Origin of the sequence: Solibacillus sp. FSL R7-0682, assembly GCF_038005985.1 — a bacterium.
Classification (GTDB): domain Bacteria; phylum Bacillota; class Bacilli; order Bacillales_A; family Planococcaceae; genus Solibacillus.
The window spans coordinates 1,972,687-1,990,473 of the sequence record NZ_JBBOUI010000001.1 but is presented as its reverse complement, the minus strand read 5'-3'; the positions used below and the strand labels follow the sequence as shown (position 1 = coordinate 1,990,473).

Genomic DNA, 17,787 nt, shown 5'->3' with positions numbered 1-17,787 from the left:
AGCTCTACTGATAGACCATTAGCGATGTCCATCCTTGCGTGCTTGAATATAACCATAATAAGCACAGGTTCCATTTTTAGATAAATCTTTTACTTCAAATCCACATTGTTCATAGAAGCCAAAGTTATTTGCCGAAGTGTGCGCAAACCAATCGCCATGTGGCAGCTTTTGTAAGCATAGCTCCACTAGCTTTTTCCCTATTCCTTTTCCACGATATGATGATAAAACAACTAAATCCATAATATTTGCTGCCATTATTTGATCAGAAATGACCCGAACCATTCCAATCATGCTGTTCTGATCCCAAACGGTAAACGCCCATGTAGAATTTTTAAATATGTGAGAATATTTTTCCTTTTGCCAATCTGGTGTATTTTTTGCCCATCCTGCATCTTCAAAAAGTGCTTCAACGTAGGTAGCAGGAATTCCTTCCGTCCCATCTCTTATAACAAGTCCATTAAAATATTGGTACAAATTATACGCCTCCTTTTTACTAATACGTATTAATTCGACAACAGTTAGATTTCCCCTCCATACTCCTCTCCAAATGTTGAACATACTTAATGCACCATTAGAACAGATAGCCTAAGTATTACAAAATTTATTTCATAAAAAAGTACATCAATCTTATTACAGATTGATGTACTTAATACATGTTTTATTATCGTTCTATCTAAATAAACTCATTATTGAACTTAACTGCCTCATCATATTTACACCATTTGTGATTGTCCCAGCATGACCCATAATAGTATTTAAATGATTTGGTAAGTTTCCAAATCTAGAGTTTTGAAATCCATTATTTTGATAATATTGCTGGTTTCCTTGCAAACCACCATTGGGATAAAAATTAGGCTGCTCCTGCCACCCTTGATTCGAGTAAAAAGATGGCTCTTGTCTAATTTGATTGGAATAGAAATTAGGTAGTTCCTGTCTTCCCTGGTTGTAAGGGCCTTGTCTATACGGACCCGATCTCGGATATTGTTGGAAAAATGGCATTTTATTCACCCCCTTCCTATTAATAAACTTCAAATTAGTATATGTTTGTATTTTTTTGTTCGTTAGACGTTCGGGGAAAAATATAAAAAATGGAGATTTTTAATAATATCTATTTGAAGGGAAGCACCAAATTTAATAAAAAATACTATTTTTACAAATAACCATTATATATTTCAATCAAATTTTGGTAAATCTAAAATATTATTCATTTATATCATATACGTTCCGAGAATATTACTTTAAAACCTGTTTATATTAATAAAAAAGGAGGATTCTTATGACAAATATACAAAATCCATTGCAACAAATGAAATTAGAAATAGCAGCCGAATTCGGAATTGATAATTACGATGAAATCGATAAAGGTGAATTACCTTCTCGCGTAAACGGAAAAATCGGTGGTGAAATGACGAAAAGACTTATTGAATTAGGGAAGATGCAGCTTGCTCAAATGACACAAAGAGAATTAGTGCCTGTCGTTGTAAAAAGAGAGAAAGTTATGCAAAAGCAACTAATGCTTCCTTGGCCGGAAGAACACAGTCAAGACCTTTTACCGTTATCTAATCACTATAATTCCCCTAACCAAAATTATTATCACTAATAATCAATGGTGAAGTAAACTCTTTAAAAGTCATCGAAATTCGATGGCTTTTTTAATGGAATTACTATAAATGGTGCAACCGTCCGGAGGAAATTTTATGTTTTCTATCGAAAGTATAAAATTACACTTACTAAAAGGAGAAGTAAATATGATAAAGAATGATCGATTTGAATATGTTGAAATAGATTCATTAGGATTAACGAGTGCTGATAAATTTTTTTCATATGCGATGGATATTATAGAAAGTTAATATAAAAGCTGCATATTACACCGTTTAGGAGATGACAAAAATAAATAACAACATAACAACAGTTGGTTTACAAGATGATGTAAATCGGTTTATCGAAAAATTACAATTGGAGATTTGCCGAATTGTACGACAAAATTTCGTTGGCTGTTAATTACATGGTTCATTAGCTTTAGGTGGATTTAATAAACACTCTAGTGATATTGATTTATTAGTTGTCACTAAAACAGCTCTAACGATCAGTGTTCAGAAAGAACTAGCTAAATTGTTTTTATCCACCTCTACTAAACCCTATCCAATTGAAATTACATTCTTTCATGTGGAACAGCTAAAAGTTTGGAGCCATCCTTGTCCATATGACTTTCATTATAGTGAATATTGGCGAGACCGGTTTGTAACAGCGTTACAAAATAATTCAAGTCTATATTTCAATCTACACGACAAAACAGATGTTGATTTAGCTGCACATCTTACAATTTTACATAAACAAGGGATTTGCCTTAAAGGTAAACCAATTCATAAGGTGTTCCCTACTGTCCCTAAATTTGATTATTTGGATGCTCTACTTAGTGACTATAATGATTGCCTTGATAATATGGAACATACTCCTGTTTACTGTATTTTAAATCTTTTACGTGTATATCTCTTTGTAAAGGAAGAACGGATTACCTCGAAACAAGAAGCTGGGTTTTGGGGCTCACATCATTTACCACAAAACATAAATGGTATTGCTAAAAAAGCCCTTCTAGCGTATGAAACGAATACAAATGCTGCTTCCTTTCATACAACAGAATTATGTTTATTTAAGGCATACATCGATGAAAATGTTCAACAATTTTTAAATGCATAGTATCAACCTAACTACAACTATTATTTTACATTGTAATCAAACGATGTAAAATAATGGTTGACGTTTTATCTGTATTAAGCCTATAATACACTTGAAATTGTAAATAGTAGCGCCTTTTTTTAAACATAGTGTACTAATACCTTAATACACTAAAACATATTAAAGGAGTTGAATGCGTTGAGCGTTACATTTAATAATCGAGATCCTGTGTACATCCAGGTAATTCAACATTTTAAGGAGCAAATTGCAAAGGGTTTCTATGTGGCCGGGCAGGAAATACCGTCAAGACGAGAGTTAGCCAATCAGTTGAAAATTAATCCTAATACCGCACAACGAGCTTATAAAGAAATGGAGGAACAACGTTTGATTTATACTGAGGGCAACATGCCGAGCTGTATTACAAAAGATGAAGCTATTCTAAAACGTGTACGGGAAGAATTAATTATCGAAGCAGTAGATGTATTTATATCCTCGATAAAATCCATTAATGCCCCGTTACCTGAAGTATTAGAGCTTGTACAGAAGAAGTTTGAAACGACAGGCGGAGAATCGGAGGAGACGAAATGATTGAATTAAAAAACGTTTCTAAGAAATTTGGCAAAAAACAAGTGTTGAATAATTTAAGCTTTACAGCCAAAAAAGGAGACATTACATGCTTAATTGGTATTAATGGTGTGGGAAAAACGACGATCATGAAATCCATAATGGCCTTAACACCAATTCACGGTGGCGAAATATTAATTGACGGTGAAAAAATCAGTAAAAATAGCTTTGAAAAAATAACGTTCATACCAGATTCATTGAAGATGCCCTCTTCGATGACCATTGACGACGCACTTACATTTATGGCTGATTTTTATACGAGTTGGAATGAACAACGAGCAATTGAATTGTTACAGTTTTTTAAGCTCAACCTCTCAGATCGTATTCGTGATTTATCTAAGGGGAATGCAGCAAAAGTCAATTTACTATTAGGATTAGCATTAGATGTGGACTATATATTAATGGATGAGCCTTTCTCAGGCATTGATTTATTTGCACGAGAGCAAATAGCGGAATTGTTCACAAGTGATTTAGTTGAACAACGCGGGATCATTTTAACGACGCATGAAATTAATGATATTGAACATTTAATTGATCAGGCGATTTTAATTGAAAATGGCCAGGTGATAAAACAATTCAGTGTGGAAGACGTACGGGAAAATGAAGGGAAATCTGTTGTTGATATTATGCGGGAGGTGTATGTAGGATGAATCGCTACTTAAAGCTTGTCAATTTTGAAGTAAACCGTTTTTTTAAGTTTTATCTCATTCTAATCGCAATTATTACCCTTTTGCAAATAGGCGGTGTCATATTACAAACATCAAGCTATATGAAAAATGCAGAAACTGTCATTGCTCGAGATTTTATAGCCATAGAGACCTATATAGAAAAGTATGGAGCCTATTCTTTTGATAGATTTATATATTCAGGTGGATATATGTGGTCGATCATGTTAGGTATTTCCGTATTATTACTGTACGTATTAATCATTTGGTACCGTGATTGGTTTGGAAAAAGTAAGTTTATGTACCGCTTATTAATGTTACCAACTGAAAGAAGAAATATTTATTTAGCGAAATTAACGACAATTTTACTTTTTACACTCGGTTTAATCACAGTACAAGTTTTTTTAATCCTAATTGAACAGAAGATTGTAAGCTGGCTTATAGATCCGGCATTTCTAAAAAATATTCCATTTAATGATGCCATTCAAAGAGACGTTTTTATTTACTTCTACCCTAAAACATTTTTTGACTTCATTCTTATATACGGGATCGGTATTATTAGTGTCGCAGTCATATTCACAGGGATTTTGCTCGAGCGTAGCTATCATTTAAAAGGAATATTCTTTGCTCTATTATATGCTGGTTTAATGGTACTAGTCTTTGCTGCCCCGTTTATACTAAATGAATTATATTATTATTTTTTCCCAATGGAAATTCTTGCAATTACTATTTTCGTAAGCCTACTTATTTTTGGGAATGCGGTTTGGTTCGCTAATTATTTACTTAAGTACAAAGTCAATGTGTAATGGAGGGAGAGTTATGAAAAAATATTGGAAATTTATTGCGATGAGTGTAGTTATAGTACTAACAATAAGTACGTATTATATTCAGTCAGCTATCGCAAACAAAAATTTTGATTATAAAATCGAAAAAGTAAGTGGAAATGAAGCAGAAATTGAGAATCTAATCCTCGAGGTTTCCATCCCGACTAATAATTATATTTGGAGAAATTATTCGTTAACTAAGGATGGATTGATTAGTCAATATGGGGATTCTATGGTTATTAATGCATTTTCGCCTTTGCCATTATCATTAAATAATCAGCTAGGAGAATACCGTAGCTTTGTACGAGGTAAAAATCCTTATAGTAACTTTTTAATCAATGATAATCGAATGATTTATATCGGTACGGAAAACTATAATACTAAAGAATGGAATAAAAGAGCCGTTAATATCGAAGTTGAAATTTTGGATAAAGAGACGGAAAAGAGGCAAAAATTCGAGCTTACAAGTCAATTATCAACTATCTACCAAATGGCGAGTATCAAAAGCATCTATCATGTAGACGGTGAAATCAAATTAATAGTGGAACTTCATACGACGAATGCTGGGAGCTCGTTATATGCCTTTACAATTGATGAGGAGCAACAGGCTATAACAAAAGAAACATTACTTGCCATAAATGATAAAGACTCATATTTTAGAAACTACAATGGAGTATCAGACAATAATCGCTATTTTATTTACAATGTAGAAAAGTTTGAATCTAATACTCCTGCTCCATCTGCCCCGACGGATTTATATGTATACGATTTTCAAAGTGAAAACACGGAAAAACTAGAATTACCAAATGAAGTAAGATCGAAAATGGATTACACGTACACGTTCTTAAATAATGAAAAATTATATGTTTTTAATCGATTAGAAACAGGTATTAAGGGATACCAATATAACATTGAGTCGAAACAATGGCATGAGTCAGTTAGCTTCCCCTTACCTATTTCGAATGAAATTCAAACAATACGAGAAATAGAAAATAAGCTATACAGTGTACATGCCGATGACGTTATAGTTGGTGATGATATTCAATATGTATTACTAATCCATGACCTAGAAACAACTGATGTTTTATTTGAAGGAAAGATTACTCAGAGCGGTGCCCAAAAGAATTTACAAACACATTTCTATGACATTTATCAAGTGGAAGATAAGTAGGTTACATTTCCCTCCCCCTCAACATAACGAAGGCATGGATTACGTTTGCATACAATCCATGCCTTTCATTTCCGATTTAAATTATTTACACTGGAACTGCAGGAAGCGCTCTTAGTACAAATGCCATCAATGAAAATAAAAGTATACTAATAATGGCTATTCCAAGGCAAACTAAGAAGAAAGATAAATTAACTACGAACTCATATACACCGCTATACCATTCTAAAGGCATTGCAATAATGACAAAGAATGCACTCAAGCCTATTAAAGAATAACCCCCTACTGTACCAAATCGATAAAAAGCATAATTTGTAATCAAGCCACTAACGAGACATAAAAGTAGAATGACAAAATCTGAAATGAAGATAGAAGAAAAGGATAAAGAGTTATCAAAAAAATAGCTAGGATGTATGACTAATAATTCATTGGAAATAAAGTTCTTTTTCAACAGCGCAAAAAGTTCATGAATAATTGCTAAAAAAAGCCCACTGAATAAACTAACGATGATAAAAATTGCACCCGTTATTTTAATATAATGTCCTCTACTCATTCCAAGCCTTAATAAATAATTAAACGTATTCGTTAAAAACTTAGAGCCGATAATGACAAAGAATACATAGACAGGTACTGAAATAGATATAAATAATTGTATTTCTTGTTTAACAAAGTAAGTAATCGCAAATGAGGAAGCAATTATTAACAATAAAATTGTCCAGAAAGTAATCATCTGCTTTTTATAGCTTTGAAAAAAAACAAAGAAGCTGCCTTTATAAATATTCATATTGCGATCCCTCCCTTATTTTTTTTGCTTAAATAAACTAATAAATCTTGTATCGAAAGACGTTCTACCTTTACTGTATCAAAATGGGCATCTGAATTCGTTACATATAAAACAGCCATTTTTTCATTCATAAATAGTTGCTCATATAAAACCGTATGCTTGCTCGCTACCATATCCACTGCTTCTTTATGTCCTCTGACTGATATAATTGTTTCATCCCAATCAATGAAGTCTTTATATAAAAGTAAATTCCCCTCTTGAACAATTATTACCTTATCAAAAATACTACTTACTTCATCAATTAGATGAGTTGAAAGAATAAATTGCCGAGGATTCATATCCTGTTGTTCTAATAATAAATCGTAAAATTTACTTCTTGCTGCTACGTCCAGTCCAATATACGGCTCATCAAAAATAGTTATTTTCGCTTGACTAGCTAACCCGACAATAATGCCAAGTGCAGATACCATACCTTTCGATAGGTTTTTAATCTTTCCTTTTAATGGCAGTGAAAATTCACAAATTAATTGTTTTGCCAATTGATTATCCCAATTTGGGTAAAAATAATGATTGGCCTTCAACGTTTGTTCCACAGTCATTTCTAATTGAAAATTATCCGTCTCTGCAATAAAACAAATATCTTGAAGTACTGCACTATTGTTAAATACTAGTTGATTATTAATATTGATTTCACCGGAAGTTGCTGGTATTAACCCCGATAATATATTTAAAAATGTCGTTTTCCCTGCCCCATTATGACCTAGAAAGCCGATAATACTTGGCTCTTCAATAGTAAAGCTCAAATTATTTAAAACAACATGCTCTTTATATTTTTTTGTGATGTTACATACTTCAATTTTCATTCAGATGCTCCTTTATAACATTTTTCGTAATTCTTCTTCTGAAATACCTAAACGTCGTGCTTCTGCCTTAAGTGGTTCAATAAATTGAGATGTAAATTGTTGCTTTCGTTCTTCAACTAAAATATCACGGGCATTTGGGCTAACAAACATGCCTATACCTCGCCTTTTATAAATTATCCCTTTATCGACTAATTCATTAACCCCCTTCCCCGCCGTTGCTGGATTAATTTGAAATTCCTTCGCAAATTCATTTTTTGAAGGAATTTGATCTTCTGCATTGAGTACGCCATCAAGAATACTATCTTCGATTCTTTCACGTATTTGCTGGTAAATCGGTTTTTCATTCGTTAATGAATGTTTCACGTTACCTCCTCCAAAAGTTGTTCGGTTAGTTACTTGTGTAACCAACCATATCACCATTGTTAAATTAAGTCAATAAATAACGTTATATGGAAAATTTATTTTTGCTAAAATTTACCAAATTATTTACACGTGCTAACATGTTTATTGCCAACGATTTTTACATTCTACCTTCTTTCCGTGTAATAAAGTGGTAAAATATAGTTAGGGAATAATTATTAATTATTTATGAAATGGAGCGGTTTATGCATAATTTAAAAACTCACAAACGTGTCTTTTAGGGGACGGATGCCCTTGTCAGTGATGAAGGATGAACACTTACTAGTGGAAGGTGGAGCAGTCCGTCTTACAGTGGTTGGTTCAAATACATAAAGTCAATCGTGGTCCGGATCAAAGGATGCAATACGCCTTTGTGAAGTAGGAACTAGAAGTAATCGTTTAATAAAATTAGACGGTGAATTTGTCCATTCTCCTTCAAAGCCTGAAGCTATCTTATAGATTGGAAAACAAACGGAACCCTTTCCTTCAGATGAATATTCATCTTGGAGGAGATACGTTGAGTAGAAAAACCGAAAATACTGCTTTTCAATGTGAAAATTGTCAAGCACACATCAAACCATTAAGCAATGGAAGCTTTCGAAACCATTGTCCATTTTGTTTATTTTCAAAGCATCTTGATCAGAAGCCAGGCGATCGTTTAAGTACTTGTAAAGGTCTAATGCGACCAATTCGTCTTGATTATTCAGGGAAAAAAGGCTATCAAATTGTTCACGAATGCCAAACTTGTGGTAAATTACAGCGCAATAAAATCGCTGTTAATACAATACAAGAGGATGATATTTTAAGTTTAATGACGACCTTAACACCTGTCTAAATTATTCCCAAGGGTACGTCGTGCCAATGGAAAATACCATCACTTTGACTCATTCAAAATGATGGTATTTTTATGTTTGGTGTTTTATTCCTAATAACGAATTGACTGTACGAAGCACTCTAGATAGACATTTCCAATTTGATTGTAGTAACATTACTTAGCCCTCATTTTTAATGGACAAAGTTAAAATAATATAGCCAATTTTGAGCAAATAAATGACCTTAATTGTAAATTAATAGAAAATATTGGCTTGTTAATACCCAATATGAGAGTTAATAGCCAATATTAAGGTATTAATGGACATTTTTCATCTGTTAAAGGACCATTTAAAAATCTAATTTTCAAAATATTCTTCTGTATTTCTTCCTGCATAATGAGCTTAAAAATCTTCAGCCAAAGATCAATTTAACGCCGTTAATTGTAGAAATAACTCCACATCTTGTACACATAACTTCAAGCCCTTTTCCCAAAATTCTTCTGATGTAATGTCTTCATTTAAATGCTTTAACACTAGTTCCTCAGTTGACATTTTTCCTGAGTCTCGTAGCAATTGGATGTATGCATTTTCAAAGGCCGTGCCCATTTCTTTATACTTTGCAAATAAGCATAAAGAAAATAAATAGCCAAATGTATATGGAAAATTATAAAATGGTGCTTTTGTTATATAAAAATGTGGTGTCCAAAGCCATGTATATACTGATACCTCTTCAACGGAATCTTCATATCCCTCCTTTATGGCTTCATGCATCAATTCATTTATTCGATGAACCGCTACTAGTCCCTTTTTTCGTTCTTCATAAAACTTCAATTCAAAAAGGAAACGGCTATGAATATTCATAAAATTCATCACGCTTCGTTTAAATTTTTCATCTAGTAACGATATCTTTTCTTGAATGGAAGTTGCATTTTCCATAGCGGCTTCCAAAACAATCATTTCGGCAAATGTGGATGCTGTTTCTGCAATACTTAATGGATACTCCCTATTCAAGCCCGAAATATCAGTCATTGCGAAATTGTGAAAAGCATGACCTAATTCATGAACAAGCGTCAAAACACTCTTCATCGTGCCATCAAATGTCATAAAAACACGTGATTCTGCTGACATAGGGAAACTAGCACAAAATGCAACGGATGATTTTCCAGGGCGATTTTCTGCTTCAACCCACCCGTCTTCAAAAGCATTTACAGCAAAGGCTTTTAGTTTCGGTCCAAACTTACTAAAATGTTCAACGATTAGATTGATCGCATCATCAAAATGAATTTTATTGCCGACTGATGCTATAGGCGCCCAAAAGTTAAATGCTTGCATTTTTCCATCATGATTCATTTTCGCTTTATGGTTTAAATACGAGACAAATGGCTGCTTATGTTTACTTACCGCCGACCACATGGCGTCAAGCGTTTTCTTTTTCATACGATTTTTACGTAATGGCTCGTCTAACGCATCTTCAATGCCTTGCAATTGATTCATTTGAATACGGAAACCGACTAAATGGTTTAATATTTTTGCAAAGTTTTGTTGATGCTCAGCCCATTCCTTTTCTAATGATTCATGAGCGAACTTACGAATGTGCTCATCAGGATGGGCACGTAAATTCAAAGCTTGGCCAACTGAATATGTATGTTTTTTCCCTTCAATTTGCAGCTCAATTTTTAAATTCCCCATCAAAGTTTGGTACATTTGTCCCCATGCATGATAGCCATCTGTCATTAAACTTGATAGCATCGCTTGTTCATTATGTGTTAGCGATGTATTCCCCGCATTGCGCCACTCTATTAAAATAAATTTAAAATCGTTAACAATTGGAGATTCAATCAACACTTCCCACAATTCCGGAGAAATTTGAGCGATTATATTTTTCGCTTTAGTTAACGTATGTTCAAATTGACTGCTTAATTTAGTAACCTTTCCTTGTAACAGGGTGGCCTTTTCGTCCAATGGATTTTGTGCAAGTAAACAAGTGATATATGAGGTTGCTTGCGACAGCTTCCCTTTATTCATTCCTAAATCTAAAAGTAGAATCTTCATTTTATTTGCATCTACTATACTTATGGTAGAAAAACTATTGATTCCTCGAGCTAACACCTGTAAATCTTCTTCAAGTTGATGTAAATAAACATGCAGTTCATTGGTACTGTTATAAATAACTTCTAAATTCCAATTTTGATTTAATTTATCCACGTTTCTCCCCCTTAACAAGAACACAGAACATACATTCTTATATTAAACAATAATCGATTTACTTACTATGATAATTTTTTATTATTGAAACATAAGCTATTTTTATTCAAAACAAAAGAACTTCAAGAAGCTTGAAGTCCCGTTCAACTAGTCATTTATTAACTTCCCACGTTCCAATAATCGTTTTGATTCGCTGTTTTTCTTCGTTCTTATCCAAATATTCGAATAAGCCTAGTTGATTCCCCCATGGATCTGTAAAAGTCGCCCATTTCACTGGAACTTCTCGTCTTGATTGTATGTCAAAAGTTTCAATGTTTAGTGTTTTTATTAGTCTTTCCTTTTCTGCTTCCAAGTTAGAAACCCCTAGACGAATTGGTCCGCATCCTTCAGTTGTCGTTCCTTCTGCAACTTGCAACCAGCAACCAGGAATGAGCTCCCATTCTGCAAATCCTTCATGTGGAATATAATCCGGTTTCCTATTTAAGAAACTTTCATACCAGATTTGTCCTTCTTGAAAATTTGAAACACGGATTTGGTTTGTTATTTCAAAAATCATTCGCACCCTCCTTACAACAATTTTCTGATTGTTAAAAAGAATTATAGGAAACAATAAAATTCTATATTTTTTCGACTATTCTTCACTTCTATTATATTATTAAATTAAACATTTTTTCCATGTAATAGGAGGTATAACTTTGAAAAAAACAGCAATTCTTCTTTACCCACAATTTAGTGAATATGAATTGACTACGGCTTTATCACTTTTAATGCAAGGGGGAAAACCTATTTCGGTAATCTCTCTCGATAGAAATCCTATTATTGGTGAAGCCGGGTTATCCGTCATAGCCGATCAAACAATTGATGAAATTCATGTCGAAGATTTTGATAGTCTTCTATTAACTGGATGCATGGATATTTTTAAAGTACTCGAAAATCATACATATATAGACTTTATTAAAAACATAGCTAATCAAGAACACTTTATAATCGCTAGTATTTCGAGTTCGCCAGCATTACTAGCAAAAGCAGGCTTACTTACAAATAAAAACTATACAGTTGGTCTATTTGAAGAAGCACGTGTTAATTCACGCTTGTTTGATGATGCAAATTATGTAAATGAATTAGTCGTGCAGGATGGCAATTTGATTACAGCATTGGGCGTATCATTTATTACTTGGGGAGTAATGTTTGCAAAAGCATTACAGCTTGAATTTGATGAAGGCTGGTATCGAGAAGGTATTAGATAATGGTTTATTAAACGGGCTGAAATTAATTTTAATAAAAAATCGATAAAGAGAGGCGAATCAAATGACTGAAAAAAATGTCTTAATCGAATTTACTAAAATGCATGATGCGTATATTGCGGATTGGAATGCTGCAATGTTGACTGGAGACACCGCTTCATTAGATCGAATGACTGAAAAATATTACGTAGCCTTTTTCCGAGATACTAATGAAAAGCCTATATTTTTTAATAAACATGAGGCCATATCTGGTATGAACCAATCGGTGATCCATTTTTTAGGCGCCACTAAAAAGTTCGACAATCGCGTTATCCGCCTTAGAAATGCAGAAAATGCAGTTGTATTTTTTGAGCAATTGGTCGAGAAAAACAATACGGTTTTAGCTCGATTATTTACGATTGAAAATTGGCGTTTAATTGATGGACAGTGGATGATTGTAAGGGAAACAGAGGAAACCATTCATTAAAAATGTATAACAATCTGGGGTCACCTTAAAAACGGTTCTGCTCTTTTTGAACGGAAAAGAATAAATGACAAAATTGTCACATAGAGGAATGACAAATCGATGGTGACATGATTCATCTTTTCTTAAAGTAATCGTTAGAGGTGAACGTCATGTCATTAAAAAAAATCCAACTAGGAAAAATCATTCAATCCTTTTTATTACTATTAGCAGTACTTTTTTTTACTTTAGTAATTGGTCATCACGGAATGAAGCTATATGAGCAAAAGTACTATCCGGCACCTGGATATTACGTGTCCTTAGATAATCGTAAAATGCATGTTTATGTAAAAGGCGATGGGGAAAAAACGATAGTCCTCTTACCTGGCTTAGGAACGACAGCGCCTGTTCTTGACTTTGAACCACTAATCAATGAATTAGCGGAAAACTTTAAAGTCGCTGTCGTCGAGCCTTATGGTTACGGCTGGAGTGATCTAACGGATCGAAAAAGAACGGTTGAGCATATTGTAGAAGAAATACGATTAGCATTGCAAACATCTCAAATTGATGGTCCTTATATATTCATGCCCCATTCCGTAGCTGGGATTTATACGATGTATTATGCCCATCATTATCCAGCTGAAGTGGAAGCAGTTATCGGGATTGATCCTACCCTACCACAAGCGATCGATTATTTTAATGAGCCTGTCCCAAAGATTCCATCATCATTTCGTTTCTTAGCACCTAGTGGGATCGCTCGTCTAAGTCTACAGTTTAATCTAGTTAATACTTTACCACTCGCTGAAGAACATACATATTCAGTAGAGAATTTAACTATAGCGGAAAAACTGACAGCTTGGAAAGGCTACAATAAAAATATTATCGATGAAGCAAATGAACTGGAGAATACGATTGAAAAGACAAAAAGTTTGGACTTTCCTACATCGCTTCCTGTCATGATTTTTATGAAAGAGGATCATCGCGTAGCAGAAGATGGAAAATCGACAAAACGCTTTTATGAACTTCAGCTACAACACGTGGACCACCGTAAGCTTATTTCATTAAGTGGGCATCATTACTTGCATTGGCAAAATTATAAGGAAATGACTAAAGAAATAGAAGCATTTACTTCATCCTATTAATCCGATTATGCAATTTATAACAAATAGTTTAACTCCCAGATAACACACTCAGTAAAATCTTGAAAAGTCCTAACATAGTATTTTTATATAGCATTGCATAATAAGTTGAAAACACTATCCTTAAAAAACCCTAAAAATGTTGTTTTCACAGTATTTCATGGGTTATTTCGTTTTCCTCAACTTTTGTTTGGGCACATTACAAACGGTAAATTCTTTTGTGCCATCTGTGCTTTTCTTAATGCACTTTACTTGAAATAAGCTCTATATGCTGTAATAAAAGCTTCTGGTGAAGTTTTCACTATATACGTAAATACACCTTGTAGCGTATGTAAATAGAGAATACCACCTTGATTTGCAATTTCTCGATAAGAAAAATCCGTTACATACTTAATCGGAAACTCTCTATTCTGTGTAACAACCTTATCTTTGTATAAGTAAATGATTCGGTTATGCTCAATTTCAAACTGTTCAATACTTGTCACTTTTCTTTCTACTTTTATATAAGGATGTTGCGCTATCAAGCTCATATAATCCTCCTAAAACAAAGATTTCTTCTTATTATATTAACACAAACAGATTATTTATTTGCCTGATCTGATTCCTTTAGGGAATTCTCAACAAAATGCCTGTTAGTTGAAGCAGGAGAACAAATTTTTCTCCTGACGAGCTATACAAATCTCAATAGGTCTATACAATTTAAAATAATATGTTTTAAACATATATTTTACTATGAAAATACTGCAACATAAAAATAATCATTAGAAAAGAGATTACTATGACTACTCCTTTTACAATTGTTCAAGTCGATCATTTCGATCATTATTTATTAAACACTAATTTAGAAGCCGCGCTAGATAAATTGAACTGGCGCATCACTTCTAAAAACTATAAAGAACTATTTATTGCATTGTCTGATCAAACTATTGAAGGCATTGGAATTAGTTGGGCAAACCCAAATCATCCAACTGCTAAATATGTTCACTTCATTTCCTCTAAACCCATTCCACAATTAATCGAAAAATTAATTGAAAAAAGCGCACCTCAAAACAAAATCATCTTTTCATGCTGGGAAGATGAAGAAAATAAAATTGACTTAATAACGGAATTTAACTTCAAGCTTTTTCGTAAAACCTATATGGAATCTTATACGATTGAATTTTTACAACAAAATCTACAAGGGATACAAGAAGAAAAGCATACTTACTCACTTAAGCAACTTTTATTAAATCCGCTTTTAGAGAAGGACTTATTTGCTTTATTAAAGCATAATTACGAGCAAACACATTTGCGTAATGAAGCTAAGAACGTTTCGTGGGAAGCGTGGCGAGATATGCTACTCAGCGATGCCCCAGATTTAAACTTGAGCTCAGTTATCGTTGAAAATAACATCGTTTGTGCTTATATTTTTCTACATCAAACTGAAAAACACCATTATGAAATCGGCTGGATTGGAAAAAGAAATGACTATAATTTGCATGCATTATTAAAAAAGCAGCTAACTGAATTAGCAGCTTTAGGTATAAAAACGGTGGAATTTGAGGTGGATACAACCGATTTCTTTGCATATGAGTTTGCGAAATTATTAAATTTAGACAATAAAAAAAGCTGGAATTCCTATATTTTAAATGTAAAAAAAAAAAAGGAAGCTCTTTCAAAGTATAAAGAAATAAATGATTTACCGAATGTTGAACTTAAATAAATGAATCTAGGCTAAGTATTTTCTAAAGAATTCTTTTACCCTTTGCCACGCTTCAAATTGTGCGTGTGCGTTATCTTTTGGATTTCCACCAAGTAACAATTTCATACCGTTTCCAAAAGGAGATACGACAGATTGTGTGGTTGGGAATCCAGGAGTTACAAAAGCGTGGCCAGCATTGGTAAAATTGATATGTTCATAGTAATATGGATGGTTATGTTTGCTCAACCGAGTTATTACTTTTTCAGACAACCAATCAGCTGGCCATAACTGGTCATCCCCCCCTGAAATTAAAAGAACAGAACCTTGAATATTTTCGACTGCAATCTCTGCCTGTTTCTCCCCTTCTGCCCAATATAGATAGGTTTCCCGCCAAGTAATTGGTTCACCTGTTTGTCTCGCCTTATTTAATTTACTAGTCACGTCTTTTGGTACATCACCACAAGCAAACGGGAACGATTCCCCCTTAAATTGCCATGAAGATAAACCAAGTGCTGATTGCCCGATTCCTGGGAAAACAACGCCACTAGGTACATATCCTACTACTGCCTTAATAATTGGGAATACGGAGGCACTTAATAAAGCTAATTCACCACCTTTAGAAGTTCCGAATATGCCTAGTTTTGTACTATCTATAAGTGGATTATCGTTCAGCCAATTGATTGCTTTTTCAATATAGTCCAATGGAATATTTACTAGCTCTTTCGGTAAGTCTTCAATTCCAAAATACGCCAAAGCTAATGTATTACATCCATGTGAGGCCAACAAGGCTGCATTGCTCTCTCGCAATCCTCCTTCAGATCCTCCTAATACAATAATCGTCGGCAAGGGTTCGCTATTAGAATGATAAAAGAATGTTCCAACCAATCCTTGTTCACGTATAGATAATCGTTTTACTTTTGGAGATACTACCTCACGAATGATGGAAGTGACTGTCAAAACTTCTTGCTCTCTCATTAAGGTAAGTATTGTTTCTACTGGTTTTAAGGGCGTCCTTTTCTTTGGCTGATCATTCGATATAGGTGACATCGACCAAAAAAGTCCTGTTACATCAGCATGAACATAAGTTCCTGATTCAGGTTGCGCTGTTGCTAAATTAATTTGCCCTTCACTGTCAGACATTAATTCCGCAAACGATGCCCATTTCGTTCCAAGATTGTCCCACATTTCGGCTTTAATTGTTACAACTTCACATGGACAGAGATTATTAACACGGAGTTCTAGTGATGAATCTATTAAGGAACTGCTCTGGTTAACATGGAAAGATGGTTTCATTGATTTGCCCTCCATAAATAAATGTCTATAATTCTAGTAAGTCGGAATCTATTCGGAAATATATTTTCACCTATTAATTTCTCCAAAAGTTATTTTCATGCTTGGGGTGTATAATAAAGAAGACTCTATATTAAATACATTCGAAAACAGAAGTTCAGCCTCAAATTGATCCTTTGATTCTTGTAGTGAAAGCCCACGTTTTATCAAATTTTCTATAAATTGATCTTTCTTTATTGGTTCTCCACCTACTCCTTCTTCCTTTAATGAAGAGAATAATTTTTGCTTTTCTGATTGGTTCAAAACGGTATGGAGGAAGTTGACTTTATCACTGACTCTGCATTCAATGTTTTTAACGCCCAATTCAGATAAATATTTAGGAACCTTTGTCCCCATATTTCCGTCAATTCCAGTTTTATTTGAACTCTTTTCATATAATTTTTGAAGAATACTAAGTGGAACAATTTGTGATTGTTTGTATCCATCGAGTTCGTAGGACGCCATACTTGAAATCCAGTGTGGTTCAAAACAAATTATTTTGCCATCGTTTGTAACAGAATTCACCATTCGTTGAAGCATTCTTTTTGGTTCGAAAATGTGTAATAAAAATGCATGGCAAACAGCAATGTCGTATTTACTTTCTAATTCAATTTCATTCGTATCTGCAACAAAGAATTCCGTTTCATACGGAAGATTACGAAAATACTCTTTCGCCTTAATAATTAGTTGTTGTCCTTTATCTATCCCAGTATATTTAGAACCTTTCGGTAAAAGGGGTAATAATTTAATCCCTAAATATCCAAATCCACAACCGAAATCAATAATATGTACTGGTTTTGTTATTTTCCAAACAGTTTTTACTAAAAATCCTAGATAGTCATCGTTATAATATAAATCTCTCGTTCTTTTAAGATATTCTAGTTGGGTATCCCAAAAATATTCTTCCAAGTTTACTCCTCCTCTTTTATAAA

The 17,787-nt window shown here is 33.6% G+C and carries 22 protein-coding genes; 12 read left to right on the top strand and 10 right to left on the bottom strand.

What is annotated here, in order from left to right:
* Positions 1-18: 18 nt before the first annotated feature.
* Both MKZ17_RS10145 and MKZ17_RS10140 read right to left on the bottom strand, forming a co-directional pair.
* Positions 19-474, bottom strand: coding sequence for a GNAT family N-acetyltransferase (locus MKZ17_RS10145; RefSeq protein WP_340723618.1), 456 nt, complete (start codon positions 472-474; stop codon positions 19-21).
* A gap of 195 nt (positions 475-669) precedes the next feature.
* Entirely contained in the window at positions 670-999 is a 330-nt protein-coding gene (locus MKZ17_RS10140) for a hypothetical protein (protein WP_340723617.1), read from the bottom strand.
* A gap of 277 nt (positions 1,000-1,276) precedes the next feature.
* Between MKZ17_RS10140 and MKZ17_RS10135 the strand changes: the two genes are divergently transcribed.
* From MKZ17_RS10135 to MKZ17_RS10105, 7 genes are all read left to right on the top strand, one after another.
* Positions 1,277-1,600: an alpha/beta-type small acid-soluble spore protein gene (locus MKZ17_RS10135; RefSeq protein WP_340723616.1), complete on the top strand. Its 324-nt coding sequence runs from the start codon at positions 1,277-1,279 to the stop codon at positions 1,598-1,600.
* 97 nt (positions 1,601-1,697) lie between these two features.
* Positions 1,698-1,850, top strand: a complete 153-nt coding sequence (locus MKZ17_RS10130; RefSeq protein ID WP_340723615.1) for a hypothetical protein — start codon at positions 1,698-1,700, stop codon at positions 1,848-1,850.
* A gap of 262 nt (positions 1,851-2,112) precedes the next feature.
* On the top strand, positions 2,113-2,697 hold the full coding sequence (locus tag MKZ17_RS10125) for an aminoglycoside adenylyltransferase domain-containing protein (protein WP_340723614.1): 585 nt from the start codon (positions 2,113-2,115) through the stop codon (positions 2,695-2,697).
* Between the two features lie 177 nt (positions 2,698-2,874).
* Positions 2,875-3,264 carry a GntR family transcriptional regulator gene (locus tag MKZ17_RS10120; RefSeq protein ID WP_340723613.1) on the top strand — a complete coding sequence of 130 codons (390 nt, stop codon included), beginning with the start codon at positions 2,875-2,877 and terminating at the stop codon, positions 3,262-3,264.
* Positions 3,261-3,950, top strand: a complete 690-nt coding sequence (locus MKZ17_RS10115; RefSeq protein WP_340723612.1) for an ABC transporter ATP-binding protein — start codon at positions 3,261-3,263, stop codon at positions 3,948-3,950. The genes MKZ17_RS10120 and MKZ17_RS10115 overlap by 4 nt, the downstream gene beginning before the upstream one ends.
* Positions 3,947-4,771: a hypothetical protein gene (locus MKZ17_RS10110; RefSeq protein ID WP_340723611.1), complete on the top strand. Its 825-nt coding sequence runs from the start codon at positions 3,947-3,949 to the stop codon at positions 4,769-4,771. The genes MKZ17_RS10115 and MKZ17_RS10110 overlap by 4 nt, the downstream gene beginning before the upstream one ends.
* Positions 4,772-4,784: 13 nt before the next feature.
* On the top strand, positions 4,785-5,960 hold the full coding sequence (locus MKZ17_RS10105; protein WP_340723610.1) for a hypothetical protein: 1,176 nt from the start codon (positions 4,785-4,787) through the stop codon (positions 5,958-5,960).
* A gap of 85 nt (positions 5,961-6,045) precedes the next feature.
* On the opposite strand, the gene MKZ17_RS10100 is transcribed toward MKZ17_RS10105, so the two are convergent.
* The 3 genes from MKZ17_RS10100 to MKZ17_RS10090 are packed head-to-tail and all read right to left on the bottom strand — an operon-like array spanning position 6,046 to position 7,967.
* On the bottom strand, positions 6,046-6,741 hold the full coding sequence (locus MKZ17_RS10100) for a hypothetical protein (protein ID WP_340723609.1): 696 nt from the start codon (positions 6,739-6,741) through the stop codon (positions 6,046-6,048).
* Entirely contained in the window at positions 6,738-7,604 is an 867-nt protein-coding gene (locus MKZ17_RS10095) for an ABC transporter ATP-binding protein (RefSeq protein WP_340723608.1), read from the bottom strand. The genes MKZ17_RS10100 and MKZ17_RS10095 overlap by 4 nt, the downstream gene beginning before the upstream one ends.
* 12 nt (positions 7,605-7,616) lie before the next feature.
* Positions 7,617-7,967 carry a GntR family transcriptional regulator gene (locus tag MKZ17_RS10090; protein WP_340723607.1) on the bottom strand — a complete coding sequence of 117 codons (351 nt, stop codon included), beginning with the start codon at positions 7,965-7,967 and terminating at the stop codon, positions 7,617-7,619.
* Positions 7,968-8,520: 553 nt separating this feature from the next.
* Between MKZ17_RS10090 and MKZ17_RS10085 the strand changes: the two genes are divergently transcribed.
* A complete protein-coding gene (locus MKZ17_RS10085; RefSeq protein WP_340723606.1) occupies positions 8,521-8,838 on the top strand; it encodes an RNHCP domain-containing protein in 318 nt (105 codons plus the stop codon).
* 400 nt (positions 8,839-9,238) lie between these two features.
* Here the strand turns inward: MKZ17_RS10085 and MKZ17_RS10080 are convergent, their stop codons facing one another.
* Both MKZ17_RS10080 and MKZ17_RS10075 read right to left on the bottom strand, forming a co-directional pair.
* Complete coding sequence (locus tag MKZ17_RS10080) at positions 9,239-11,020, bottom strand: M3 family oligoendopeptidase (RefSeq protein WP_340723605.1); 1,782 nt, start codon at positions 11,018-11,020, stop codon at positions 9,239-9,241.
* Between the two features lie 151 nt (positions 11,021-11,171).
* The gene (locus tag MKZ17_RS10075; protein ID WP_340723604.1) at positions 11,172-11,576 is read right to left on the bottom strand and encodes a VOC family protein; all 405 of its coding nucleotides are present in this window, start codon (positions 11,574-11,576) and stop codon (positions 11,172-11,174) included.
* 139 nt (positions 11,577-11,715) lie between these two features.
* Between MKZ17_RS10075 and MKZ17_RS10070 the strand changes: the two genes are divergently transcribed.
* The 3 genes from MKZ17_RS10070 (at position 11,716) to MKZ17_RS10060 (ending at position 13,848) form a co-directional block, all read left to right on the top strand.
* Entirely contained in the window at positions 11,716-12,267 is a 552-nt protein-coding gene (locus tag MKZ17_RS10070) for a DJ-1/PfpI family protein (protein WP_340723603.1), read from the top strand.
* A gap of 61 nt (positions 12,268-12,328) precedes the next feature.
* The gene (locus MKZ17_RS10065; RefSeq protein WP_340723602.1) at positions 12,329-12,730 is read left to right on the top strand and encodes a hypothetical protein; all 402 of its coding nucleotides are present in this window, start codon (positions 12,329-12,331) and stop codon (positions 12,728-12,730) included.
* A 149-nt stretch (positions 12,731-12,879) separates the two neighbouring features.
* Positions 12,880-13,848: an alpha/beta fold hydrolase gene (locus MKZ17_RS10060; RefSeq protein WP_340723601.1), complete on the top strand. Its 969-nt coding sequence runs from the start codon at positions 12,880-12,882 to the stop codon at positions 13,846-13,848.
* A 245-nt stretch (positions 13,849-14,093) separates the two neighbouring features.
* Here the strand turns inward: MKZ17_RS10060 and MKZ17_RS10055 are convergent, their stop codons facing one another.
* Positions 14,094-14,375: a hypothetical protein gene (locus MKZ17_RS10055; protein ID WP_340723600.1), complete on the bottom strand. Its 282-nt coding sequence runs from the start codon at positions 14,373-14,375 to the stop codon at positions 14,094-14,096.
* Positions 14,376-14,623: 248 nt separating this feature from the next.
* Between MKZ17_RS10055 and MKZ17_RS10050 the strand changes: the two genes are divergently transcribed.
* Entirely contained in the window at positions 14,624-15,547 is a 924-nt protein-coding gene (locus MKZ17_RS10050; protein ID WP_340723599.1) for a hypothetical protein, read from the top strand.
* A 6-nt stretch (positions 15,548-15,553) separates the two neighbouring features.
* On the opposite strand, the gene MKZ17_RS10045 is transcribed toward MKZ17_RS10050, so the two are convergent.
* A complete protein-coding gene (locus MKZ17_RS10045) occupies positions 15,554-16,819 on the bottom strand; it encodes an acyl-CoA thioesterase/bile acid-CoA:amino acid N-acyltransferase family protein (RefSeq protein WP_340723598.1) in 1,266 nt (421 codons plus the stop codon).
* Positions 16,820-16,885: 66 nt separating this feature from the next.
* Entirely contained in the window at positions 16,886-17,764 is an 879-nt protein-coding gene (locus MKZ17_RS10040) for a class I SAM-dependent methyltransferase (RefSeq protein ID WP_340723597.1), read from the bottom strand.
* Positions 17,765-17,787 lie beyond the last annotated feature (23 nt).